At 40.3% G+C, this 24,038-nt stretch carries 25 protein-coding genes; 11 read left to right on the top strand and 14 right to left on the bottom strand.

The window, feature by feature from the left end:
• Positions 1–146: 146 nt before the first annotated feature.
• The 3 genes from BEGALDRAFT_RS16355 to BEGALDRAFT_RS16345 all read right to left on the bottom strand — a co-directional run bounded on the left by BEGALDRAFT_RS16355 (position 147) and on the right by BEGALDRAFT_RS16345 (position 2,605).
• Positions 147–482 carry a HepT-like ribonuclease domain-containing protein gene (locus tag BEGALDRAFT_RS16355; RefSeq protein ID WP_040295012.1) on the bottom strand — a complete coding sequence of 112 codons (336 nt, stop codon included), beginning with the start codon at positions 480–482 and terminating at the stop codon, positions 147–149.
• Positions 475–768: a nucleotidyltransferase family protein gene (locus tag BEGALDRAFT_RS16350; RefSeq protein WP_002691922.1), complete on the bottom strand. Its 294-nt coding sequence runs from the start codon at positions 766–768 to the stop codon at positions 475–477. The genes BEGALDRAFT_RS16355 and BEGALDRAFT_RS16350 overlap by 8 nt, the downstream gene beginning before the upstream one ends.
• Positions 769–1,399: 631 nt before the next feature.
• Positions 1,400–2,605 (bottom strand): hypothetical protein, encoded by a 1,206-nt coding sequence (locus tag BEGALDRAFT_RS16345; RefSeq protein ID WP_002691920.1) that lies wholly within the window; start codon positions 2,603–2,605, stop codon positions 1,400–1,402.
• Between the two features lie 285 nt (positions 2,606–2,890).
• Here BEGALDRAFT_RS16345 and BEGALDRAFT_RS16340 point away from each other — a divergent pair, with 285 nt between their 5' ends.
• The 4 genes from BEGALDRAFT_RS16340 to prpF all read left to right on the top strand — a co-directional run bounded on the left by BEGALDRAFT_RS16340 (position 2,891) and on the right by prpF (position 8,327).
• A complete protein-coding gene (locus BEGALDRAFT_RS16340) occupies positions 2,891–3,706 on the top strand; it encodes a GntR family transcriptional regulator (protein WP_232281992.1) in 816 nt (271 codons plus the stop codon).
• A 1-nt stretch (position 3,707) separates the two neighbouring features.
• A complete protein-coding gene (gene acnD, locus BEGALDRAFT_RS16335) occupies positions 3,708–6,314 on the top strand; it encodes a Fe/S-dependent 2-methylisocitrate dehydratase AcnD (RefSeq protein WP_002691917.1) in 2,607 nt (868 codons plus the stop codon).
• A gap of 186 nt (positions 6,315–6,500) precedes the next feature.
• On the top strand, positions 6,501–7,016 hold the full coding sequence (locus BEGALDRAFT_RS16330; RefSeq protein WP_002691915.1) for an REP-associated tyrosine transposase: 516 nt from the start codon (positions 6,501–6,503) through the stop codon (positions 7,014–7,016).
• Positions 7,017–7,148: 132 nt separating this feature from the next.
• Positions 7,149–8,327: a 2-methylaconitate cis-trans isomerase PrpF gene (gene prpF / locus BEGALDRAFT_RS16325; RefSeq protein WP_002691913.1), complete on the top strand. Its 1,179-nt coding sequence runs from the start codon at positions 7,149–7,151 to the stop codon at positions 8,325–8,327.
• Positions 8,328–8,511: 184 nt separating this feature from the next.
• On the opposite strand, the gene BEGALDRAFT_RS18540 is transcribed toward prpF, so the two are convergent.
• The 3 genes from BEGALDRAFT_RS18540 to BEGALDRAFT_RS16310 are packed head-to-tail and all read right to left on the bottom strand — an operon-like array spanning position 8,512 to position 9,765.
• Positions 8,512–8,952, bottom strand: coding sequence for a protein-export chaperone SecB (locus tag BEGALDRAFT_RS18540; RefSeq protein WP_002691911.1), 441 nt, complete (start codon positions 8,950–8,952; stop codon positions 8,512–8,514).
• Positions 8,949–9,209 carry a hypothetical protein gene (locus BEGALDRAFT_RS16315; RefSeq protein WP_002691909.1) on the bottom strand — a complete coding sequence of 87 codons (261 nt, stop codon included), beginning with the start codon at positions 9,207–9,209 and terminating at the stop codon, positions 8,949–8,951. Before BEGALDRAFT_RS16315 ends, BEGALDRAFT_RS18540 begins: the two co-directional genes overlap by 4 nt.
• A complete protein-coding gene (locus BEGALDRAFT_RS16310) occupies positions 9,202–9,765 on the bottom strand; it encodes a hypothetical protein (RefSeq protein WP_002691908.1) in 564 nt (187 codons plus the stop codon). Before BEGALDRAFT_RS16310 ends, BEGALDRAFT_RS16315 begins: the two co-directional genes overlap by 8 nt.
• 261 nt (positions 9,766–10,026) lie before the next feature.
• On the opposite strand from BEGALDRAFT_RS16310, the gene BEGALDRAFT_RS19025 reads away from it, so the two are divergent.
• The 5 genes from BEGALDRAFT_RS19025 (at position 10,027) to BEGALDRAFT_RS16285 (ending at position 14,621) form a co-directional block, all read left to right on the top strand.
• Complete coding sequence (locus tag BEGALDRAFT_RS19025) at positions 10,027–10,530, top strand: transposase (RefSeq protein WP_002691906.1); 504 nt, start codon at positions 10,027–10,029, stop codon at positions 10,528–10,530.
• Between the two features lie 52 nt (positions 10,531–10,582).
• Positions 10,583–10,825 (top strand): AbrB/MazE/SpoVT family DNA-binding domain-containing protein, encoded by a 243-nt coding sequence (locus BEGALDRAFT_RS16300; RefSeq protein WP_002691904.1) that lies wholly within the window; start codon positions 10,583–10,585, stop codon positions 10,823–10,825.
• Positions 10,826–11,345: 520 nt separating this feature from the next.
• Positions 11,346–13,814 carry an nSTAND3 domain-containing NTPase gene (locus BEGALDRAFT_RS16295; RefSeq protein ID WP_002691902.1) on the top strand — a complete coding sequence of 823 codons (2,469 nt, stop codon included), beginning with the start codon at positions 11,346–11,348 and terminating at the stop codon, positions 13,812–13,814.
• Between the two features lie 39 nt (positions 13,815–13,853).
• Complete coding sequence (locus BEGALDRAFT_RS16290) at positions 13,854–14,093, top strand: hypothetical protein (protein ID WP_002691900.1); 240 nt, start codon at positions 13,854–13,856, stop codon at positions 14,091–14,093.
• 234 nt (positions 14,094–14,327) lie between these two features.
• The gene (locus BEGALDRAFT_RS16285; protein ID WP_002691899.1) at positions 14,328–14,621 is read left to right on the top strand and encodes a DUF2281 domain-containing protein; all 294 of its coding nucleotides are present in this window, start codon (positions 14,328–14,330) and stop codon (positions 14,619–14,621) included.
• 22 nt (positions 14,622–14,643) lie between these two features.
• On the opposite strand, the gene BEGALDRAFT_RS19020 is transcribed toward BEGALDRAFT_RS16285, so the two are convergent.
• Positions 14,644–15,021, bottom strand: coding sequence for an IS1 family transposase (locus BEGALDRAFT_RS19020; RefSeq protein ID WP_002691898.1), 378 nt, complete (start codon positions 15,019–15,021; stop codon positions 14,644–14,646).
• Positions 15,022–15,175: 154 nt separating this feature from the next.
• Between BEGALDRAFT_RS19020 and BEGALDRAFT_RS19625 the strand changes: the two genes are divergently transcribed.
• A complete protein-coding gene (locus BEGALDRAFT_RS19625; protein WP_002691896.1) occupies positions 15,176–15,310 on the top strand; it encodes a hypothetical protein in 135 nt (44 codons plus the stop codon).
• Here BEGALDRAFT_RS19625 and BEGALDRAFT_RS16280 read toward each other — a convergent pair.
• From BEGALDRAFT_RS16280 to BEGALDRAFT_RS16250, 7 genes are all read right to left on the bottom strand, one after another.
• Positions 15,307–16,278, bottom strand: a complete 972-nt coding sequence (locus BEGALDRAFT_RS16280; protein WP_002691895.1) for an ABC transporter ATP-binding protein — start codon at positions 16,276–16,278, stop codon at positions 15,307–15,309. The genes BEGALDRAFT_RS19625 and BEGALDRAFT_RS16280 overlap by 4 nt on opposite strands.
• Before the next feature lie 94 nt (positions 16,279–16,372).
• Entirely contained in the window at positions 16,373–16,585 is a 213-nt protein-coding gene (locus tag BEGALDRAFT_RS16275; RefSeq protein WP_002691894.1) for a formate dehydrogenase subunit delta, read from the bottom strand.
• Positions 16,572–17,399, bottom strand: a complete 828-nt coding sequence (gene fdhD / locus BEGALDRAFT_RS16270) for a formate dehydrogenase accessory sulfurtransferase FdhD (RefSeq protein WP_002691893.1) — start codon at positions 17,397–17,399, stop codon at positions 16,572–16,574. Before fdhD ends, BEGALDRAFT_RS16275 begins: the two co-directional genes overlap by 14 nt.
• Before the next feature lie 184 nt (positions 17,400–17,583).
• On the bottom strand, positions 17,584–20,433 hold the full coding sequence (fdhF, locus tag BEGALDRAFT_RS16265) for a formate dehydrogenase subunit alpha (RefSeq protein WP_002691892.1): 2,850 nt from the start codon (positions 20,431–20,433) through the stop codon (positions 17,584–17,586).
• A gap of 12 nt (positions 20,434–20,445) precedes the next feature.
• A complete protein-coding gene (locus BEGALDRAFT_RS16260) occupies positions 20,446–22,002 on the bottom strand; it encodes a formate dehydrogenase beta subunit (protein WP_002691890.1) in 1,557 nt (518 codons plus the stop codon).
• Between the two features lie 15 nt (positions 22,003–22,017).
• A complete protein-coding gene (locus BEGALDRAFT_RS16255; protein ID WP_002691888.1) occupies positions 22,018–22,476 on the bottom strand; it encodes a formate dehydrogenase subunit gamma in 459 nt (152 codons plus the stop codon).
• 470 nt (positions 22,477–22,946) lie between these two features.
• A complete protein-coding gene (locus BEGALDRAFT_RS16250; protein WP_002691885.1) occupies positions 22,947–23,552 on the bottom strand; it encodes a master DNA invertase Mpi family serine-type recombinase in 606 nt (201 codons plus the stop codon).
• A 181-nt stretch (positions 23,553–23,733) separates the two neighbouring features.
• Here BEGALDRAFT_RS16250 and BEGALDRAFT_RS19580 point away from each other — a divergent pair.
• A partial coding sequence (locus BEGALDRAFT_RS19580) for a hypothetical protein (protein WP_232281991.1) occupies positions 23,734–24,038 on the top strand: 305 nt, incomplete at its 3' end.

The following is a 24,038-nucleotide window of genomic DNA, read 5'->3' as shown; positions in this document are numbered from 1 at the left end:
AATTCATGCTAGTCCTCAACACTCACATTTAGGAATGAAAAAAGTGCGGTATATTGTTGCGTTATCTAAGGGGGTTTTCCCAAATTATCAAGCAGAGCTTGATATGCAGGCATTTCTAAATGGTGTTTGGGAATGAGGGAAGTATTTTAAGATAATAATGCAGCTATCTGCTGTTTTAACTCAGGTAAATTATATTGTGTAATTTCCCAAACTAATTGCAAATCAACCCCAAAATATTTATGAACGAGTACATTACGAAAATCTGCCATTCTGCGCCATTGAATATGTGGATTTTGCTCACAAAACAGCTCTGGCAGTTGATTTGCAGCTTCGCCAATCACTTCAAAGTTACGAATCACCGCATCTGTAGTCTTATCATCCTGAATGAATATATCAAACGACATATCGCGCGTATAAGTTTCAATTTTTTGAATGCTATTAAAAATATCGTGTAGTAATAGCATCGCGTCTCGTTTAGACATAAGTTAAATCTTGCTCAATTGCTTGAAAATATTGAGGCTTAATCGCACGCCGTGAAACTAAATCAACTTTATGTTGTAAAATTGTTTCCAATTCTGCGGCAAATTCTAAATAGCGCATTCCTAAAGGCTGTTGTCCTAACTCTACTAAAATATCAATGTCACTCTCATCTGTTTGTTCTTGACGCGCATACGAGCCAAAAAGTGCTAGTCGTTCAATACCATATTTGCTTTTTAATTCAGGTTGATAGTTTCGTAAAATTTGTTGGATTTCAGCAAGTGTTCGCATTTGAATTCACCTATCATGCTCATAAAAAAAGACCCCGATAATTAATATTATTGGAGTCTTTTAATTGTAAGCAACTAAATCTTACAGCGCAAACAAGTCCGTAAACTCATTCATTGGCGTATTTTCTAAGGTTGCTTGGTTGGCGCAGATTTCCAGAATCTTGGCGGACTATTTTTTATGGAAAAACTCTGGTTGTAATTAACTCTTTATGGTTTGGAAGAACATTACCAAGTGCGCGAGGCATGGCGGTGCAATGGATGGGCAGCAATTCATAATCTATCGAGGATGCTTTCCCGAATTATCAAGCAGAGCTTGATATGGCAGGCATTCCCAAACAGCGTTTGGGAACGAGGAAAAATGCGCTCGTCAAGTTATAGGGCGACTTCCAAAAGAAATACATGAACCATCGTTAAAAATATGATTTCGCCTTTTGAATGTGAACATTGCATCTTTGTCATGAAAAAACGCGAGGTCTATTGAGAATATTTTTCCCGAATTATCAAGCAGCGCTTGATATGCAGGCATTCCCAAACGGCGTTTGGGAACGAGAAAAGGAGTTTTAGAAAAGGATTTAGCTGTTTTTTAGATGGCAAGGTGTATGGCGCGATGCTTATACACCCTACGCTTGCCGTTAAGTTTTTGTATTCATTATTTTTTTATCCGAGACATTATAATATTCACCTTTATATGAAATATTATTTAAAAAATAAATATCTAACAAATAACACATATATAACCATAGATCAATGCAATCGTTATTACACTTATCAATAATGCATGTCATACTATTTTCTGACTTATATTCCTCATAAATATTCTCAGCAATAACACCTTGATGCATAATCACATTTCGTACTTTTGCTAAAGCACGTGAAAGAGCTTTATCAAAAGAAAATGAAATAGTTGTTTTGTTTTGATCATAACTTTTTGGATTTTTTAAGTTAAACAACTTAAGTATTTTGTGTTCTAGCGGAGTTTCTTGATCACCATCAAATAATGATTCAATACAAATAAAAAATAATGATAATCTTGAATTCATATAAATTGGCGCAGTTTTGCCAGAAAGATATAAAAATAAAGAATTTTCATATCTTTCAAATTGTTGCTCAGTGAAATGAATAGTATGTTCAAGAAAACATTTTAAAGCATTTAGTTTTCCTTCTAAGCTATTAAGTGGTGTCAAACCATTATTTATAATATGAGTTTTTAAGTTGATTATTAGTTTTTCGCCATTAACATAATATAAAACATGAGTTTCAGATCCAAAAACAAATGAAAGCCCTACTCGAATTTTATTTATCTCACTCTCTGTTAATAATCGATGACTTCTAACAACTAAATATTCCTTATCTGAACTTAAAACGAATTTTTTATTAAATACATTTAGTTGACCTATAAGAGTACTATTTTCTTTTGATGTTTTAAACCATATTTCAAATGAGTCAATCTTCTTATCACTAAGAATATTAAATTCAATTTTTGAGGAAAAAGGTACTACTTTAAATGAATCATAATTATAGTTCGGATTTATATGAAAAAGCCGTGCCAATATGCTATCGGTATATAAATTCAAACCTTTTCTACTTATTTGGCTAATGAATAATTTTTCTAACTCTCCAGTAATAGGAAAGTAGTTATTTTCTATTTCAATTTCAGAAATAAATATTCTTTTGCTATTCAAATACTCAAATGTACATTCCCTATTATCCAATACATCCTTGAAATTTCCATGTATATGAATTGTTCCAGCAAGCAAATCAACTTTAATAAAGCAAGGGTAAACGCTCTCTCCAATATGAAGACTTGATTTACCATATAGTTTTGAAGCTTCAATCAATTTATTTATTTCCTTAGTAAGTTTAGATAATGCTATTAAACCCAAAATTCAGATTGTACTAATTATCTCATTCTCAAACGCCGTTTGGGAATACCTGTCGGTCAAGCTCCACTTGACAATACACTACAGTTACCTCGCCCCCACATTCTGAAATGAACAATTACGAATGCTGAGTGTGTTATTGCGTAATATATTCAAAGGTATTTCAAGTTTTCCGAATCGTCAAGCAGCACTTGATGTGCAGGCATTTCCAAACAGTGTTTGGGAACGAGAAACGCTGCCAACGTGGTGGAATACGCTACGCTATTCCACCCTACGCAAAATTGTCGACAACCTCTCCACTTTCCCATTGACACCCCCCCTAAAACCGCCTATATTGTCGACAATTTACCAATAGAGACACACATCATGGTATCGCTGATACTCCCCACAGATCAGCCTGTCACCACTGCCGATAAAACTTTTATTCAATTACGACAAGATATTGTCGAAGGTGTCATCCGTCCTAGCAGCAAACTCAGCGAGACGGAGTTGTCGACAAGATACGCGGTGAGTCGTGCTGTGATTCGTGAAGCCATTAACCGTTTAGAATCTTGCCATTTGGTTGAACGTAAAGCCAATGTCGGGGCGCGGGTCGTCGCCTTAACGCAAGATGGTTTAGAAGAACTGTACCAAGTGCGCGAAGCCTTGGAAGGGATGGCAGCGCGGTTGGCAGCCGTTCACATGACAGAAGAAGAAATCAGCAATTTAAACAGCTTATTAAGTAGCCATTTTAAAACCGTGCAAAGTGGCGAAACTTACTACCAAGAAGCAGGCGATTTAGATTTTCATTATCGGATTATCTTAGGCAGTAAAAATACACAGTTAATCTCGATGCTGGTGGACAGCTTGTATCATTTAATCCGCATGTATCGCGTGCAGTTAGGAATGGCAGGGCCTAGAGTGACCACCGCTTTTGATGAACATCGCCATATTGTGCAAGCCATTTCTAATCGTGACGCAGAATTAGCCGAAATGTTAATGCGTCGTCATATCTTATATACCAAGCAGAATTCACAAAAGACTTTGCTGAGTCACATTAATAGTCAAACGAGGATGTAGCATGAATACAAATTACCGCAAGCCTTTAGCTGGTACTAATTTAGATTTCTTTGATACCCGCGCCGCCGTGGAAGAAATCCAAGCAGGTGCGTATGAAAAATTGCCTTACACCTCTCGCGTGTTAGCCGAGCAATTAGTGCGTCGTTGCGACCCTGCGATGTTGACGGATTCTTTAAAACAGTTAATTGAGCGCAAACGCGATTTAGATTTTCCTTGGTATCCTGCGCGTGTGGTGTGCCATGACATTTTAGGTCAAACCGCATTAGTGGATTTAGCAGGCTTACGCGATGCCATCGCTGACCAAGGCGGCGACCCCGCAAAAGTCAATCCTGTTGTTCCAACGCAATTAATCGTTGACCACTCTTTAGCCGTTGAATTCGGTGGCTTTGACCCTGACGCTTTCCGTAAAAACCGTGAAGTGGAAGACCGCCGTAATGAAGACCGTTTCCATTTTATCGAGTGGACTAAAACCGCGTTCAAAAACGTGGACGTGATTCCTGCGGGCAATGGCATCATGCACCAAATTAACTTGGAAAAAATGTCGCCCGTGATTCAAGTGCGTGACGGCGTGGCTTTCCCTGATACCTGCGTCGGGACTGACAGCCACACGCCACACGTAGATGCCTTAGGCGTAATTGCGATTGGTGTCGGTGGTTTAGAAGCTGAAACGGTGATGTTAGGTCGCGCTTCTATGATGCGTTTGCCCGACATCATCGGCGTGAAATTAACGGGCAAACGTAAAGCGGGCATCACTGCAACTGACGTGGTATTAGCTTTAACCGAATTTTTGCGTAAAGAGCGCGTCGTCTCTGCTTATTTAGAATTCTTCGGTGATGGCGCAGTGGATTTAACCATTGGTGACCGTGCCACGATTTCCAATATGACCCCAGAATTTGGCGCGTCTGCGGGCATGTTCTACATTGATTCACAAACGATTGATTACTTAAAATTAACAGGGCGTGACGCTGAACAAGTCGCTTTAGTCGAAAACTATGCTAAAACCACTGGTTTATGGGCAGATAGCTTAGTCAATGCGGAATATGAGCGCGTATTAGAGTTTGATTTATCGACTGTTGTTCGCAACATGGCAGGCCCTTCTAACCCACACCGTCGTTTGCCGACTTCTGCTTTAGCTGAACGTGGCATTGCTGTGAATTTAGACAAAGCCCAAGCGGAAGAAAAAGAAGGCAAAATGCCTGATGGTGCAGTGATTATCGCCGCAATTACTTCTTGCACGAACACATCTAATCCTCGCAATGTCGTCGCCGCTGGTTTATTAGCGAAAAAAGCCAACGAGTTGGGCTTAGTGCGTAAACCTTGGGTGAAATCCTCTTTTGCACCCGGTTCTAAAGTCGCAGAATTGTATTTAACGGAATCAGGTTTATTACCTGAATTAGAAAAATTAGGTTTCGGCATTGTGGCTTTTGCTTGCACCACCTGTAACGGCATGAGCGGCGCGTTAGACCCTAAAATTCAGCAAGAAATCATCGACCGTGATTTATATGCAACGGCTGTATTGTCTGGCAATCGTAACTTTGATGGTCGTATTCACCCTTATGCTAAACAAGCATTTTTAGCTTCTCCGCCCTTAGTTATTGCTTATGCCATCGCAGGGACAGTACGTTTTGACATTGAGAAAGATGTTTTAGGCACTGACAAAAACGGCAAAGCGATTACCTTAAATGACATTTGGCCGTCTGATGAAGAAATCGACGCAATTGTTAAACAATTCGTGAAACCTGAACAATTTAATAAAGTTTACATTCCGATGTTTGACTTAGGCGCGGTAGAAGAAGCGAAAAGTCCCTTGTACGATTGGCGACCCATGAGTACTTACATCCGCCGTCCGCCTTATTGGGAAGGTGCATTAGCGGGTGCGCGTGCCTTAAAAGGAATGCGTCCATTAGCGGTATTAGGCGATAACATCACCACTGACCACTTGTCACCCTCTAACGCAATTCTGGCGAGCAGTGCCGCAGGCGAATACTTAGCCAAGATGGGCTTACCTGAAGAAGATTTTAACTCTTATGCAACCCATCGCGGTGACCATTTAACCGCACAACGTGCCACTTTTGCTAATCCGCAATTGTTAAACGAAATGTGCCGCGACGAAAACGGCAATGTAAAAAAAGGTTCTTTAGCGCGTATCGAGCCAGAAGGTAAAGTAACGCGTATGTGGGAAGCGATTGAAACTTACATGGAACGCAAACAGCCTTTAATCATCGTAGCAGGCGCGGATTATGGTCAAGGTTCTTCTCGTGACTGGGCAGCAAAAGGCGTGCGTTTAGCAGGTGTTGAAGCCATTGTTGCAGAAGGTTTTGAGCGTATTCACCGCACGAACTTAGTAGGTATGGGCGTGTTACCGCTGGAATTCAAAGCGGGCGAAACTCGTCACACCTACAACATCGACGGCACTGAGACCTTTGATGTCATCGGCGAATTAACCCCCCGCGCTGAGTTAACCGTTGTGATTCATCGCAAAAATGGTGAAACCGTGAACGTCCCTGTGACCTGTCGTTTAGACACCGCCGAAGAAGTTTCCGTATATGAAGCAGGCGGCGTGTTACAACGCTTTGCCAAGGACTTTTTAGAAGCGAAAGCGGCTTAAACGATGTAGATGTAGGGTGGAATAGCGTAGCGTATTCCACCATACCCAAGCCAATATGCTGATTTTGGTGGAATACAGCTTATACCTATTCCACCATGCTCGGGCTAATATGCTGATTCTGGTGGAATACGGCTTGCGCCTATTCCACCCTACATATTCAACATGTTCAATATTTTGGATTGAAATATGTCTAATTATCGTCGTGCTTACGTTAATGGCGGTACATATTTCTTCACCTTAACGACATGGCAACGCAGACCTATCTTAATTGAATGTATTGACGCGTTACGCGAAGCCTTTCGTAAGGAAAAGAAAAAGCGACCTTTTGACATTCATGCGATTGTCATTTTACCTGACCATTTACATTGCGTTATGAGCTTGCCTGTAGGCGATATAGATTACTCAACACGTTGGAAATGTATTAAACAACATTTTTCTAAACAGATTGAAACTATCGTTAATCATCGGCAAGAAAAACAAGTGTGGCAAAGACGATTTTGGGAACATGTCATTCGTGATGAGCGTGATTTAAACAATCATCTGGCATACATTTTTTACAACCCTGTTAAACATGGTTATGTAGAAAAGCCATTAGATTGGCAATATAGCTCATTTACACATAATGCAAAAACCGACTATCCAAATACATCAATCATCCCTGATATTGTTCAAGAAATGACAAAGCAAATGGCGATGGAATAAATTCACATCCCATGTAGGGTGGAATAGCGCAGCGTATTCCACCTTTGTCAGCCCAGTGATTAATTTTAATTTCAACGGATTTGGTGGAATACGGCTTACGCCTATTCCACCCTACATAAGGAAACCATCAACATGTCTCAAGTTCCTCAAATTAAAATCCCAGCCACTTACATGCGCGGCGGCACGAGCAAAGGCGTATTTTTCAACTTAACCGACTTACCCGCAGCCGCTCAAGTTGCAGGCGAAGCACGCGACAAATTATTACTGCGCGTTATCGGCAGCCCTGACCCTTATGGCAAACACACCGACGGTATGGGTGGCGCGACTTCCAGCACCAGCAAAACCGTTATTCTGTCTAAAAGCACACAACCTGATCACGATGTAGATTACTTATTCGGTCAAGTTGCGATTGATAAACCGTTTATCGATTGGAGCGGTAACTGCGGCAATTTAACCGCAGCGGTCGGCTCATTCGCGATTTTCAGCGGTTTAATTGACCCTGCGCGTGTCCCCGAAAACGGCACAGCAGTCGTGCGTATTTGGCAAGCCAACATTAAAAAAACCATTATTGCACATGTGCCAGTCACCAACGGCGAAGTACAAGAAACAGGTGATTTTGAATTAGATGGCGTAACTTTTCCCGCCGCAGAAGTACAAGTTGAATTTATGGACCCCGCCGATGGCGAAGGCGCAATGTTCCCGACGGGCAACTTAGTCGATGATTTAGAAGTGCCAAACATCGGTACTTTCAAAGTCACCATGATTAACTCAGGTATTCCCACTGTATTTTTAAACGCGGAAGATATTGGCTACACGGGCACAGAATTACAAGAAGCCATCAACGGCGACCCTGCTGCGTTAGCCCGCTTTGAAACCATTCGCGCCCACGCTGCCTTACGCATGGGGTTAATCAGTAAACTTGAAGAAGCCGCAAGCCGTCAACACACGCCTAAAATCGCATTTGTTGCTAAACCAAAAGCTTATGTCTCATCTAGCGGTAAACAAGTCACTTTAGACGATATTGATGTGAATGTCCGCGCCTTATCCATGGGCAAATTACACCATGCCATGATGGGCACTGCTGCGGTAGCTATCGGCACAGCCGCTGCCATCCCTGGCACATTGGTCAATTTAGCCGCAGGGGGTGGAGAACGTAACGCCGTCCGTTTTGGTCATCCCTCAGGTACATTACGCGTTGGCGCAGAAGCTAAATTAGTCAATGGCGAATGGATTGCGACTAAAGCCGTGATGGGTCGTAGCGCACGGGTGTTAATGGAAGGTTATGTGCGTATTCCGGGGGATACGTTTTAAAGTTTGTATTTGAGCCTATTAAAGCTATTAGGCAAGCTCGTTGAGAATTATAAAACGTAGAAATTTTATATTTTTTCAGGTTTCATCGGGCTTGCCTTCCCTAGTAAGGGAGGCAGATTAACTGAATGGCTTTGAAAATATCTATTGAGGATACTGTTCTCGAGTTATCAAGCAAATGACTATTTTATTCTTTTAATTCACTTTTTGCTCTTTGCATAGCTTGGAAATTAAAAGAAGGTAACATTATTGGATTAAATCCACTGTTAAGTGTAAAGTTTGCAATGTATGCCCTAACGAAAGGGAATGCTATAGCAGGCGCATTTACAGTTGCAAAAGAAGAACCCAGAAATTGCTCATCAACAATTTCTGTTGTAGAGAAAATTGCGATAGCCTCAATAGAAATACTTAATGAATCATCCTGACGTTTTAAATCAATCAAAAATGACACAATAAAAGATCTTTTGTTTGTATCATCATATTTATTTTGAGTGACAGACAACTGCATCGATACGGACATCTCTTGAGTTATGCTGCTATCAATAGACAAACTCTTGAAATTTAAATTTAGAACCTGAACAGATTCCAACTTAATTTTCATTTGTATTTCTTGCGATTCTGTATTCATGCAGCCTCGCTAAAAAATAGATCGTCATTAGCACCAAATTCAATATCAGTGGTACTAATCATAGACACTTCACTTGAGGAAGTCACTACAATCGCTTTTCCTAAGCAAAAATCTTCAAATTGTTCTTCCTCAATACGAGCGCGGTTATAGCGAAACCACTCTTCTATTGATTCCTTTGTTTCTGCATGAATCAAGGCAAAACCAAGTTTTAGCAGGTTTTCATATTCTTCATCTACTATTTCTATAAAATCATTCATTTTCTTTGACCTCTTGGTTATCTTGATAAATTTCAAATTTTTCAAGAATATCTAAATCAAACAATACAAGTTGAATTCTTTTTTTGTAATACAACGGTTTTATTTCGGAGTAAATTCTTTCACCTGAACGGGAGTTCTTTGGTAAATCATCATAAATGATCCCTTTTATATTCAATCCATGCCATATCTTATCTGCGAGATAAGCATGAACTTCTGCCAGTGAAGGAGAACGACCATAAGTTCTTTTAATATGCTCAATAGCTTTATCAATATGTTGTACAAATAAAAAATAACCCTTACTTGAAAAAGTAGCATCTAATATATTTTTATCAAGAAGATAGCCTTTATAAATGCAATATATCGGTTTTTTAGAATCAGAACCCCAATAATGGGCAAATTCTTCTTCTAGCCAAAAATAAAAGCCTTCTCCTAACCAAGCATCAGACCTTCTACATTTTAGGGGCATTGATAGCTTTTCGTCACGTGCTTCTTGTGTGTGAAAAACTACTAAATATCTTTGAGTGGGATCACTTTTTTTAGTAACATATTTAATCATGAATTGAAATATAACCTCCAAATTTTCAATGTGTTGTAGCAATACAATAAGTTACAGTTACAAACACTCCTAAAATAGTGTTTTTTCCTCGTTCCCATGCTCCAGCGTGGGAATGCAGATTGCGTCGCTCCAGCGGCGCGTGTTTTAGATAATCTCTCTCTAACACTGCTGGTGATTAATAATTAACCTGAGTTCGGTCTAAGGAAGGCAAGCCCGATAGAGTCTGAGAAAATATAAAATCTCTACATTCCCTATTTCTCCATGAATTTAACACGATTGTTTTGTGAAGTGGATGATTTCTGCAACGCATTTATTCCTGAATGGGAAAAAACTCAACTCAACGATGGCTGCAAAAAAAGACGTAGAACTCGAAGTTTAAGCCCTTCTGAAATCATCACCCTTATTGTCTTCTACCACTCCTCAGGCTACAGAACTTTCATCGGTAAAGTCTTTGGAGACCGTGGCTATCTCTCTAAAAAGCTAGCTGAGTTATTGGCTTTAGATGACGTAGAACTGATTACCACCTTGAAGAAAAACATGAAACCCCGAGTATTCGCCGCTTTTGATAAGATTTTGTTACGTAAGCATTGTATCATCGAAACGATTAATGACCAGCTGAAAAATATCTTTGATTTAGAACACTCGCGGCATCGTTCATTAACCCATTATATGATTAACGTTGTCGCAAGTTTGGTCACTTATTCTTATCAGGATAAACTGCCTTCTTTGAATATTGCCAGAAACGATTTGACTCCTTTGCTCTAATCGCTTATCCCGAACTCAGGTTAAATATAGTTTTACAGAGTGAAAAACCATTATGTACACATTTCAAGTGAATTCACAGATTAACGAAAATGCTTTGCTTTCAATTAAATTGCCTCAAGAATGGGCGAATCAACAGGTCAATGTTTTGTTAGTATTAGAGACATTGCAGAACAGTTTAAAACATCCCGAGCCAGCTAACCTAACGCAGGCATTTGAGTTATTAACGCAGTTGCCAGACGATTTTATGAATGAACGTATGAGCGATGTACCCCAATCTCAGGAAGAGTGGTTGTGAAATTGCGTTATTTGTTAGACACCAATATTTGCATTTATATCGCAAAGAAAAAGCCGTTAGAAGTTTATCAACGACTGAGTACATTGAATGAATGGGGATAATGGGAGATTGTCGACAATTTCGCGTAGGGTGGAATAGCGTAGCGTATTCCACAGTGAGTGTTTGTATGTTGTTAGTGTTGTGGGTTGGTAGGGATATTGTTTGGGTAGTGAATTTTGTTATGTGCTAACGTATTATTGATAGGTGTTTTTTGAAATAATATATTGATTTATTCCCTTTACGCAGATGAAAAATTCATTAGAAAATGGAGATTTTTATGGAAAAATGTCTTTGGGTAATGGTAATAACCTAGAGTTTGATATTTACAGCTTTAATGAAGAATGGAATAAATTTTCTGACCTTTATATTTTTGCATATTGAGAGGACAGAACTGGAATAGATTGCTCTATATGTCGGTAAAACAAATGATTTTTCAGAGCGTCTCCCATATCATGAACGACGAGATGAATTTAACCAAATCATGACTGATTACGATTTTAAAACGCTAAATGATAAAGAGTTTGAAGTTCTATGTACGGACTTACTCAGCTCTGAATACGGTGTGCGCTACGAACGTTTTAAAGCAGGACGAGATGGAGGTGTTGATGGTCGATTTTTTTCATCGGACGGAAAAGAAACCATTCTGCAATGTAAGCATTGGATTTCTACACCATTAAACACGCTCATTTCACGTCTGGAATCTGAGGAAAAACCGAAAGTAGAAAAGCTTAAGCCTGCTCGTTACATCCTCATGCTATCTCACCCGTTATCACGCGAAGATAAAACAAAAATAGTTAAAATTTTTGCACCGTATCTAAAAGATAGCGACATTTTCGGTAAAGAAGACTTAAATGATTTACTTGCCCGTCATGCAGAGGTAGAACGGAGACATTACAAACTTTGGTTGTCAAGCACTAATGTACTCCAATACATGCTTAATAAGCCTATTTATGATCGCAGTAATGATGAATTCAAGTCTATTCGAGAGAGTGCTCATTTATATATAAAAACAGAAAATCATGATCGTGCTATCAAAAAATTAGAAGCGCGAAGAACGGTTATTATTACGGGTTCTGCGGGAATTGGAAAAACAACGCTCGCAAGGCATTTACTCTTACATTATGTGCTGGAAGACTTTAAATTATTTGTTATTAGTGAAGATATTCAGGAGGCAGAGGAGGTTTTTCAGAACAGTGAAAAACAACTCTTCTATTTTGATGACTTTTTGGGAAGAAATTATTTAGAGGCATTGACAGGACATGAAGGCAGTAAAATAGTGCATTTTATAGGGCGTGTCCGAAAATCTCCAAATACACGATTACTTCTTACATCACGCACAACGATTTTAAATCAGGGAAAAATTTTTCATGACGAGTTTCAGCACAATAAGCTCGACCAAAATGAATATGAGTTAACGCTAGACTCTCTATCAAACTTAGATAAGGCTAAAATCCTCTATAATCATTTGTGGCACTCGAATCTTGCTAAAGACTTTATTGAGCAAATCTATCTCAATAAACGTTACAGAGATGTTATTAAACACCAAAATTTTAATCCTCGATTAATCAATTATATTACTGATCCTGATAGAGTGAGTTCAGATGATACTCCTATAGCAGAGTATTGGAATTATATATCCAAGACATTGGATAATCCTATCGATGTCTGGGAACATTCTTTTACAGTACAACTTGATGATTTCGGCAGGGCACTGGTTCTACTGGTTACGCTAAATATGCGTAGTATTGATGAATCTCTGTTATCCGAAGCATATCAACGGTATGTTTCAATTCCTGAACATAATAATTTGCACGGCAAAAGAGATTTTTCTCTCAATATCAAACATCTTACAGGTTCTTTTTTGAAGAGAGTTATCTATGGAAAGAATGAACCATTTTTTAATCTATTCAATCCATCCGTTGGCGATTATATCTTGCGACGCTATGCGAATGACACTGTTTCTTTAAAAGCAGGTTTTCTCAGTTTACGAACAATCAATTCGCTAAACACCCTTTCCGATCTTTCAAAAAACGAGATTATTAATTCTACCATCGCAAAAAATATTGCGGAGGGATTATTAGATAAAGCCGTTCTAGTTTCTTTTAAAGATTATCTTCCTGATTACATTGCAAAATTAATCTTAATTGTAAGAACTCACAATTCATCACTTGTTCCTAGTGAGCCAAATATTGCTAAGGCAATCGATTTTTTAGTGAACTTAAGTTCAGACATCACTTCTGAAATCGATGCAAACAATATTGCGGAGGGATTAGCGGAGGGATTATTAGATAAAGCCGTTCTAGTTTCTTTTAAAGATTATCTTCCTGATTACATTGCAAAATTAATCTTAATTGTAAGAGCTTATAATTCATCACTTGTACCTAGTGAGCCAAATATTGCTAAGGCAATCGATTTTTTAGTGAACTCAAGTTCAGGCATCACTTCTGGCAATGGTCTTGACGTTATCGATTGGGCATTTACTCACAAGGTAATTGCACAAGAATGGGTATTTAATTTTATGCAAGAGAAAATACCTAAATTTGGAGAATGGGATGATTTGATAACTATCTCGTTAATAATAAGTAAGTTTGATGGTGAAACTCAAAAATTAGTTATATCATCTTTTATCGAGTCTGTAGTTACTTATTTTGAGTATTACGTTCGTGATGATTTTTCACCGGAAGACGTTTTCGGTTCAATAGAAGAAGGCGATTATTCTGGTGCTGAAGATAAACTTCTGGAATTAATAGAAGAAAAAATTGACGTTCTAGCTCTAGCAGGTGATTTAGGCGTTTTTATAACAAGTAATGATAAAAAGAGAATAGTCAACGCATTTGACATAAAAGAGCAACACGATGAATATTTTTATTCATTAAAATCTAATTATTATGAAGATTATCTACATAATACAACTACGGATGAAATTGATGATTTATTTGAACGTGCTTAATCCTCCAAAAAACAATAATTCAACCCCCCGAGAATTCCCATGAGTGACGCAACCAAAATTATCCAAAGTTTTGAAAGCATGTTAGCCAAAGGGCAAGGAAATGCCTATTTACAGCAAGCAGATTTCCCCAATGCCTTAATTCATTTAGCGCAATGTGTGGCATTAAATCCAAAATATTCAGTACAGTTTTTCCTCGTTCCCACGCTCCAGCGTGGGAACGAGAGGAATGGATATATACTATTATCGTTAATAATTGCTAAATTTAGTTTTACAGAGTGAAAAATCATTATGTACACATTTCAAGTGAATTCACAGATTAACGAAAATGGTTTGCTTTAGCTTGTAACACAGGAATCCCTTAACGGAGTTCCCAAAATCAGTTTATGGAGTACTTTAAATTACCCCTTATTTTGGTGCTACTGTAACATGAGCAGTAATTTTTCTGTTGCAGTCGGTTTTATTTACATGATAATGAATGAAACTGACATATACCAGATAAGGAGAATCTAAATCATGTATAGCATTTCTCAATCGGAACTGAGTCCACAGTTACAGCAATTAATACAACAAACCTTGACGACACATGACCCCCTAAAACTTTCGCTAGGTCATGGACAATCTGCCATTTTGCTTGCGGAACAAGATTACCAGCAATTACTGAATGTGTTGAACCAAATCAAAGCCATCATCACTCAAACACAACAGCCTGAAATAGGCAAGCAACGTATCTTTGGTAGTTCCAAAGGCTTAATTAAAATGACGGATGATTTTGATTCGCCACTAGATGAGTTTAAGGACTACATGTAATGCGTTTGTTATTAGGGTAGTGCTAAACAAGTAAGGATAAGTTGTAATGATTAATGAAAAAAATGATAGCTCCCACGTGATTTTGCAATTTCTTAGAGAAGGATAACGTTTTGCGAACTAAGCGACTGACTCGCTGTCTCAATGTGTTATTAAATCGTTCTATATAATTAGTTAAACTTGTCTCCCTCCCAGCCGCTCGGTAACGTTTACTGGGTAATATCCCTTTATACGCCTCCCAAAAATCCGTATAACACACTGCATATTGACGATAAACGCTTGGAAAGGATTCCCATAATGTTGACACACCACTTGTTCTTTTTTGCCAAACTTGGGTTATATTGTTAGTGGTGAGGGTGCTTTTATATGTCTTTCCGTATAAACATAATCCGACTAGTTGCATAGAATGTTGGTTTATCTCTTAAGAATGTATTAAAAATAACTTTAAAATTGCTTTAAAAACATAAAATTATTTATTTTTATTTTGGTATATCCCTTGCACTGATAATAGGTAAGTCTCATGAAGTGAGGTGATATACAGTGAAGGAGTATTTATCATGTATCGTTTATTCGTGCTTTTTACTGCTTATCAAGTTTTATTGATTCTTGCATTAGGGGCAATTGTTTGGGTAGGTGGAACTGTTTATGCGTTAGGTTTAGTGTTAACGATGGGTCTTAGTGTGTTGTTTTAATAAGCTTGTTCTGCCTGCGGTTTGGTCTGACCATCCTGACCGCGTGTTAAGTGAATAAAAACTTGTTCCAATGTTTGTTTTTCTGGTATCAGTTCAAATAAGCTCCATCCTTTCGCAACAGCTTGAATAACGAGCGATTCTGCGGGATTACTCTCCATATCATAATAGATTTTAAAATGTTGTGTATCTATCATCTCAACGTGTTTAACGCCTGTTAATTTCTCTAAAACCATTAATGTGGGCGGATTTCGTAAACCAACCTGTAAATAATGGGTTTGAATACGGGCTAATAATCCCTCTATCGTTTCTGTCAGTATTAATTTACCTTGATGAATAATTTGTACATGACTGCATAACGCTTGTACTTCTGAGAGAATATGCGTTGATAAAATCACGCAGTGTTTTTCGCCTAATTGTCGAATAAGGTTTCGAATTTCCTGAATTTGTATCGGGTCAAGTCCAACTGTCGGCTCATCTAAAACAATTAATGCAGGATTGTGTAGAATCGCTTGGGCGATACCAACGCGTTGTTGATAGCCTTTTGATAAGTGTGCAATAACATGATTTTTGACCGTGAGTAAACCACAGTCTATTAATGCAGTTTGTATGGCTTGTGTTCTTTGTGCGGTGGGAACATGGCGTAATTGTGCGCAAAAGTGTAAAAACTCTGATACACGCATGTCTTTATATAGTGGTGGATTTTCAGGAAGATAACCGATTAGTTGTTTTGCTTGTAACGGTTGTTCTATCAAATCATAGCCCCCAATTTGAATAGAACCCGCACTGGGTGCAAGTGTTCCTGTGAGCATTTGCATGGTTGTAGATTTTCCCGCGCCATTCACACCTAAAAAACCTAAAATTTGCCCGCGTTGTGCGGTGAAATTTAAGTTATTCACTGCTTGAACATGTCCGTAATAGCGCGATAGGGCTTTAACCTTTAATAAAGGGATGTCGGGAGAATTTATCATCAAGGTTTAATACTCAAGGCGGGAGATATAAAGAAGGAGATAGTTTATAAAAACGTATCTCCTTATTTCAGTTGCATTATTAATAAAATCACGTTTATGCGCGTAAGCGTCCAATCGCTTCTTTCACTAAATCACTTAAGCCTTCGCCACCTTTTTGATAATGTTCAATAATGGCTTGACGCATGCGTAATTCCCACGATTTTTGAATATGGTCAGTAATGCCATGAACGGCGTGTTCATGGTCAGGCTCGGCTTTAAAAAAGTCGCCGATATTATTCGCCATTTTAATTAAATTATCCGTTTGCATAGTTATTCTCCTCCGTTATGGTATGAATGAGTCGCCGTGCATGGGTATAAATGGTGTGATTCATTCCCCGTGCAAAGCCGATTAATGTCATATTGCTTTCTTCCGCTAAACGCACGGCTAAAGCGGTTGGGGCTGAAATCGCTACGATTAAACTAATCCCTATCGTTGCCGCTTTTTGTATCATTTCGTAACTGGCGCGACTGGTGATTAGTAAAAACCCTTGATTAACCTCTATTTTTTTCTTTAGTATTGTACCGACAAGTTTATCGAGTGCGTTATGTCGTCCTACGTCTTCTCTTAATTCGTTGATTTCTCCTGCAAGGTTTACCCATGCAGCCGCATGAATCGCGCCAGTCACAGCGTTGAGCGGTTGGTAATGTTGTAAGTGTGTGAGTGCTAATTGCAAGCTTTTATCTGTTAAGGTGCAGCCAATGCCAATGGGGGTTGGGTGACGCACGACTTGCAGTAATGTCTTTGTGCCACATAAACCACAGCCCGTATTAGCGGTTAAATTTCGCTGTTTATTCGCTAATTCCGCATAACGTTGTTGTGGAATTTCCAGATGAATTTCAATGCCATCTGCTTGTGGCAATAGGTATAAATCTTTTAATTCATCAGGATGCTGAATAATTTGTTCGCTGATGCTAAAACCTAGCGCAAAATCGTCTAAATCTTGTGGTGTTGCCAACATCACCGCATAGGGTAAACCGTTATAAAAAAAAGCAATCGGCGTTTCTTCGGCTAAAGCATCGCTTAAGGTTTCTTGTTGTTGCGCACGCCAGCGGTCAACGGGATGTTGGGTATAAGGTTGCATTTTGTAAAGCCCTGCCTAAAAACCGTTACCAAATTTATCAAAATAAAACAGAGACCTGCTAGGTTTTGAAAACTTAGCAGGTCTTTTTTGTCTGAATCAAGATTTTCAGAATTAGCGGGATTAGAAACTTTAAAATCCTGCTTATTTGGTCATTTGGTAAAGTGACGCGGACAATATCCCGTCATTAAACCGTCATCCGTTGTTCTAACAATTGTAATTGTGTTTCAGTAAATGACGCATGTTGCTGTTGCCATGCAGAGCGTTCCGCGATGGAAACAGGGCTGACTTGTACCGCCGTTACCTTGTATTCAGGGCAGTTTGTCGCCCAGTCAGAATTATCGGTGGTAATCACATTCGCGCCCGATTGTGGGAAGTGGAACGTGGTATAAACAACACCGGGTTGCATCCGTTCGCTGACTAATGCCCGTAACACGGTTTCACCCGCACGGCTTTGAATGCCAACCCAATCACCGTCTTTAATGCCGCGCAGTTCAGCATCGCTGGGATGAATTTCTAATCTATCCTCGCTATGCCATGCCACATTTTCTGTCCGCCGAGTTTGCGCACCGACATTGTATTGCGACAGAATCCGCCCTGTGGTGAGAATTAACGGATATTTCGCCGTGGTTTGTTCAGGCGTTGGCACATATTCGGTGAGTACGAATAAACCTTGACCGCGCACAAAATGTTTGGTGTGCATTAACGGCGTGCCTTCGGGGGCTTCTTCGTTACAAGGCCATTGAATACTGCCTAATTCGTCTAATTTGGCATAGCTAACCCCTGTAAACGTGGGGGTTAAGCGGGCAATTTCATCCATAATTTCTGATGGATGACTGTAGTTCATCGGATAGCCGAGTGCGTTTGCCAATAATTGGGTAATTTCCCAATCTTCTTTTCCTGCTAAGGGAGGCATGACTTTACGCACGGGAGAAATCCGCCGTTCTGCATTGGTAAATGTGCCGTTTTTCTCTAAGAAAGATGAACCCGGTAAGAATACATGGGCAAATTTAGCCGTCTCGTTTAAGAATAAATCTTGAACAACTAAGCATTCTAAAGAAGACAAGGCGGCATAAACGTGTTGTGTGTCGGGGTCGGATTGGGCAATGTCTTCCCCTTCAACATATAAGCCTTTAAAACTACCGTCTAATGCGGCGGCGAACATGTTTGGAATGCGTAAACCAGGTTCTGCTTCTAATGAAACACCCCACGCTTGTTCGAATAACTCGCGGGTAACATGGTCAGCAACGCTCCGATATCCGGGGAATTCATGCGGAAATGACCCCATATCGCAAGAGCCTTGGACGTTGTTTTGACCGCGCAACGGATTTACACCAACGCCTGAATGTCCGACATTGCCCGTCAACATGGCAAGGTTAGCAATCCCCATTACCATGGTAGAGCCTTGACTGTGTTCCGTCACGCCTAAGCCGTAATAAATCGCCGCATTACCGCCTGTTGCATATAAACGCGCTGCTTCACGAATTTGTTGCGCAGGCACACCAATGGTTTTTTCCATGGCTTCGGGCGCGTGGCGATGATGGCTAATGAAATGCTTCCATTTTTCATAAGCATGTAAATCACAACGTTTTTCGACAAAGGCTTCATTTGCCAAGCCTTCTGTCACAATCACATGCGCCATGGCATTGATTAACGCGACATTCGTACCGGGTTGTAATTGCAAATGATAATTGGCTTGTACATGGGGTGATTTAATTAAATCAATCCGTCGTGGGTCGACAACAATTAATTTTGCCCCTTGGCGCAACCGTTTGCGCATTAAAGAACCAAAGACAGGATGTCCATCCGTTGGATTCGCACCAATCACCATAATAACATCGGAATCCATCACCGAATCAAAATCTTGTGTGCCTGCGGATTCACCCAACGTCCGTTTTAAACCGTAGCCAGTTGGGGAATGACAAACCCGTGCGCAGGTATCCACGTTATTATTGCCAAAACCTGCACGGATTAACTTTTGTACTAAATAGGTTTCTTCATTAGTACAACGTGAGGAAGTAATACCACCCACGGAATAACGCCCGTATTTGCTTTGCAAGGCTTTAAACCGCTCCGCCGCAAACTGTACAGCCTCCTCCCAACTCACCTCGCGCCATGGGTCGGTGATTTTTTCCCGTATCATCGGCTTTTTAATCCGGTCGGGATGCGTAGCATAGCCAAAGGCAAACCGCCCTTTTACGCAAGAATGCCCATGATTCGCCTTACCTGACTTCGTCGGCACCATGCGCACCACTTCATTGCCTTTCATTTCCGCAGTAAATGAACAGCCAACCCCACAATAAGCGCAAGTCGTGACAATCCCATGCTCAGGCTGACCTTTCGCAATTACGGATTTTTCCATCAATGTTGCTGTCGGACAGGCTTGCACACACGCACCACAAGAAACGCACTCAGAATCCAAAAACGCCTGTTGCTCACTTGGCGATACCACCGAATCAAAACCACGTCCCGAAATGGTTAAGGCAAACGTTCCCTGCACTTCCTGACAAGCCCGCACACAGCGCGAGCAGACAATACACTTGCTCGGCTCAAAACTAAAATAAGGATTGCTCACATCCTTTGACGACTGCAAATGATTCTTGCCTGAATACCCATAACGCACTTCACGCAAGCCCACCTTGCCCGCCATATCCTGCAATTCACAATTGCCATTTGCAGAACACGTTAAACAATCCAGCGGATGGTCAGAGATATACAACTCCATCACATTCCGCCGTAAATTGCCTAATTTCTCATTCTGCGTGACAACCTTCATATCCTGATGCACAGGCGTTGTACAAGAAGCAGGATAACCGCGCCCGCCCTCAATCTGCACAATACACAACCGACAAGAGCCAAACGGCTCTAAACTATCCGTTGCACACAAACGCGGGATTTCAATCCCAATACTTGCAGCGGCACGCATCACCGAAGTGCCTTCAGGCACAGTCACCTTAAAACCATCAATTTCCAAACTCACCAATTTATGCGCAGAACTGGCAGGTGTACCAAAATCTTTTTCATTCAACGTTGACATAACAAATTCTCTTTAAGCAGCGTGTTTGTCGAGTTTAGACATCCCAAAATCTTCAGGAAAATGATTTAACGCACTCAAGACAGGAAACGGAGTCATTCCCCCCAAAGCGCACAACGTCGTACTCAACATCGTGTCGCACAAGTCCCGCAACAAAGCAATTTGCTGTGGATTATCCTCATGAGACATGACCTTATCCATAATCTCTACACCCCGCGTCGACCCAATCCGACACGGCGTACACTTTCCACAAGATTCAATGGCGCAAAACTCCATTGCATAGCGTGCCATCGCTGCCATATTCACTGTGTCATCAAACGCCACCACGCCACCGTGTCCCAAAACGGCTTGAACCGCGCTAAAGGCTTCATAATCTAACGGCGTATCAAACAACGACTCAGGCAAATAAGCCCCCAAAGGTCCCCCCACCTGCACCGCTCGAATCGGACGACCCGACGCAGACCCACCGCCAAACTCATACAAAATCTCACGTAACGTCACCCCAAACGCCTTCTCGACCAATCCCGTTTGCTTCAAATTCCCCGCCAACTGAATCGGCAACGTCCCATGCGAGCGACCCATCCCAAAATCTCGATAAAACGCCCCACCCTTATCCAAAATAATCGGCACAGACGCGAGCGAAATCACATTATTCACAACCGTTGGCTGACCAAACAAACCCTTAATGGCAGGCAAAGGCGGTTTAAAACGCACCATCCCCCGCTTACCCTCGATACTCTCCATTAAAGCCGTCTCTTCCCCACAGATATAAGCCCCTGCGCCAAGACGAACCTCCAAATGAAAAGCCTTACCACTCCCGCGAATATCATCCCCCAAATACCCCGCCTGATAAGCGCGTTGGATAGCCGTTTGCAAAGTCTGATAAGCGTGCGGATATTCCACCCGCAAATAAATATAACCCTTTGTTGCCCCAACAGCTAAACCGACAATCGTCATACCCTCGATAAGTACAAACGGGTCGCCCTCCATAATCATACGGTCAGAAAACGTCCCAGAATCCCCCTCATCCGCATTACAAACAATAAACTTCTGCGCCGACTTCGCCTGCAACACCGTTTTCCACTTAATTCCCGTCGGAAACGCCGCACCACCCCGACCGCGCAACCCCGAATGAATCACTTCCTCGACAATCTCCGCACCCGACATCTGCAAGGCACGCTCTAAGCCACGAAAACCCGCATGTTCAACATAATCCACAACATCCACAGGGTCAGTAATCCCCACCCGCGCAAACGTCAACCGCTCCTGATGCTTTAAAAACGGAATCTCCTTTGTCCGACCTAAAGACAAACGATGAGGCGCGCCATGCAAAAAACCCGCATCAAACAACGACGGCACATCCTTCACCTGCACCGCCCCATAAGCAACCCGCCCAAGCGTCGTCTTCACCTCAACCAACGGCTCCAACCAAAACATCCCCCGCGACCCATTACGGACTAACTGAATATCCTCATTCCGCCGCTGCGCCTCTGCCAAAATCGCCTGTGCAACCTGCTCCGCACCCAACGACAACGCACTAGAATCACACGGCACAAAAACCTTAATCGCCATACCATCCATCCTTTTTTATAATGCTTTTAAAATCTCATCAAACCGCTCAGGGGTTACTCGCCCATAAACCTCATGATCAACCATAATCGCAGGCGAACAAGCACAATTCCCCAAACAATACACAGGCTCAAGACTATACTGCGCATCACTACTGGTTTGATGATAATCGAGATGAAGAGACTGCTTGATATACTGCTCTAAAGCCGTTGAATTCATGGCTTGACAAGACTCCGCCCGACAAACATGAATCGTATGCTTACCTGCGGGCGTATCGCGGAAATAATGATAAAAACTGATAACCCCATGCACATCCGCACGAGACAAATTCAAAGCGTTAGCAATGAGTGGAATAGAATCAGGCGGCACATATCCAAACGTATCTTGAATTTTATGTAAAACAGGTAACAAAGCCCCATCCTGATTTTTTAACGCATTTATTATATTAATAATTTCTTCTTGATTGGTGGTTGTCATACTATCCTCAATTAAGTGTCTTAAAGTCAAAGAAGACACTAACAAATATAGCAAACCACTTATTAAATTTGCAAATACCTGATATAAAATAATTTATATTGAATAATAAGCAAAAATTATGATTTTTAATTTATGCTACCTATCCAGCTTATTGTAAATAAACGCTTATTTTGTAAGCCTCTACAGCTAAGTCAACAAAAAAACACCCTAGCTTTATTGAAAAATACGATAATCTCAGACAAAGCTATCATTAAAATTTATAGTGTTTTGTGAAAAATGGAGGTTAAGTGTAGAAGTCCCATGAAAATTAAGTTTTTTGAAGACTTAAATAAAGAGAAAAATTTAAAAAGCACAAGCTAACTTTGAGTTTCGATATTAACTTAACTTCAAACCGCTTTAACCATGACAATTTGAAAATATTAAATTTTCTCTTTACTTAAGTTCTTTATTCCGTACAATCTGACTAATTACTAGCTTTCAGTTTGTTTCAACTTTTTAACAAAACTAGAAACAGTCAATCTGTGCACACCCAAAATCCGCCCTATCGCACTATAAGAAATTTTTTTCTCCAAATAACTCTGAATCTCATGTTCTTTCCCAGTTAATTTTGTATAAGAAGCCGTTCTACCCTTTGGTCTGCCTAAAATAACCCCTTCCGCTTTTCGCCGTGCTAACGCTTCTTTCGTGCGTTGTGAAATGAGATTGCGCTCAATTTCTGCGGAAAGCCCAAAAGCGAACGCCAATACTTTTGAATTCAGATTATTTCCTAATTCATAACGTTCTTTAATGGTATAAACCATGACATCTTTCTCCATACAGTCATGAAGTATTTTCATGATTTGCATTAGATTTCTGCCTAATCTTGATAATTCCGTTACAACAAGCTGGTCACCTTTCTGCATTTTTTTGAGTAACCGCCCAAATTTGCGCTCTTCCAACTTTTTCGTCGCGCTAATGGTTTCTGTTATCCATTCCCCAATGGGAATATCTCTTTCCTCAGCAAATTTTTGAATTTCATACCTTTGATTTTCAGTAGTTTGCTTATCAGTACTGACTCGAATATATCCGTAGTTCATATCTTTTCATGTCAAAATTAATAGTAAAAATTAATAGTAAACATTTTTTGTTGATAAAAATAGGGGTATTAAAGTTAGCGATTTTTTTCAACAGCACTCAACCCTCAATACCCATTTCAATACCCCAAACAGTTGGATTGTCGTTGATGAAAATAGAAAAAACAAAATCAAAAGAAAAAAATTGAAAAAAATCGGTACTCCACTCCGTGAGTGGGATATACAAATCAATTATGGAATCAAAACGGGATTTAATGAGGCGTTTATCATAACTGCTGAAAAACGGAAGGAATTGATAGATAAATGCTCAGAATCTGAAAATATTATACGACCAATTTTAAGAGGCAGGGATATTAAGCGGTATGGGCATGAATGGCAGGGCTTGTACATAATAGGAACTCTTCCGAGTTTGAGAGTGGATATTGAAAAATATCCTGCGGTAAAAGAGCACCTACTTTCTTTTGGAAGGGAACGACTAGAACAAACTGG

The sequence above is a fragment of the Beggiatoa alba B18LD genome, from assembly GCF_000245015.1.
Lineage (GTDB): Bacteria > Pseudomonadota > Gammaproteobacteria > Beggiatoales > Beggiatoaceae > Beggiatoa > Beggiatoa alba.
Note: the sequence above shows the minus strand (reverse complement) of the source record. Positions and strands in the feature narration are given on the sequence as shown.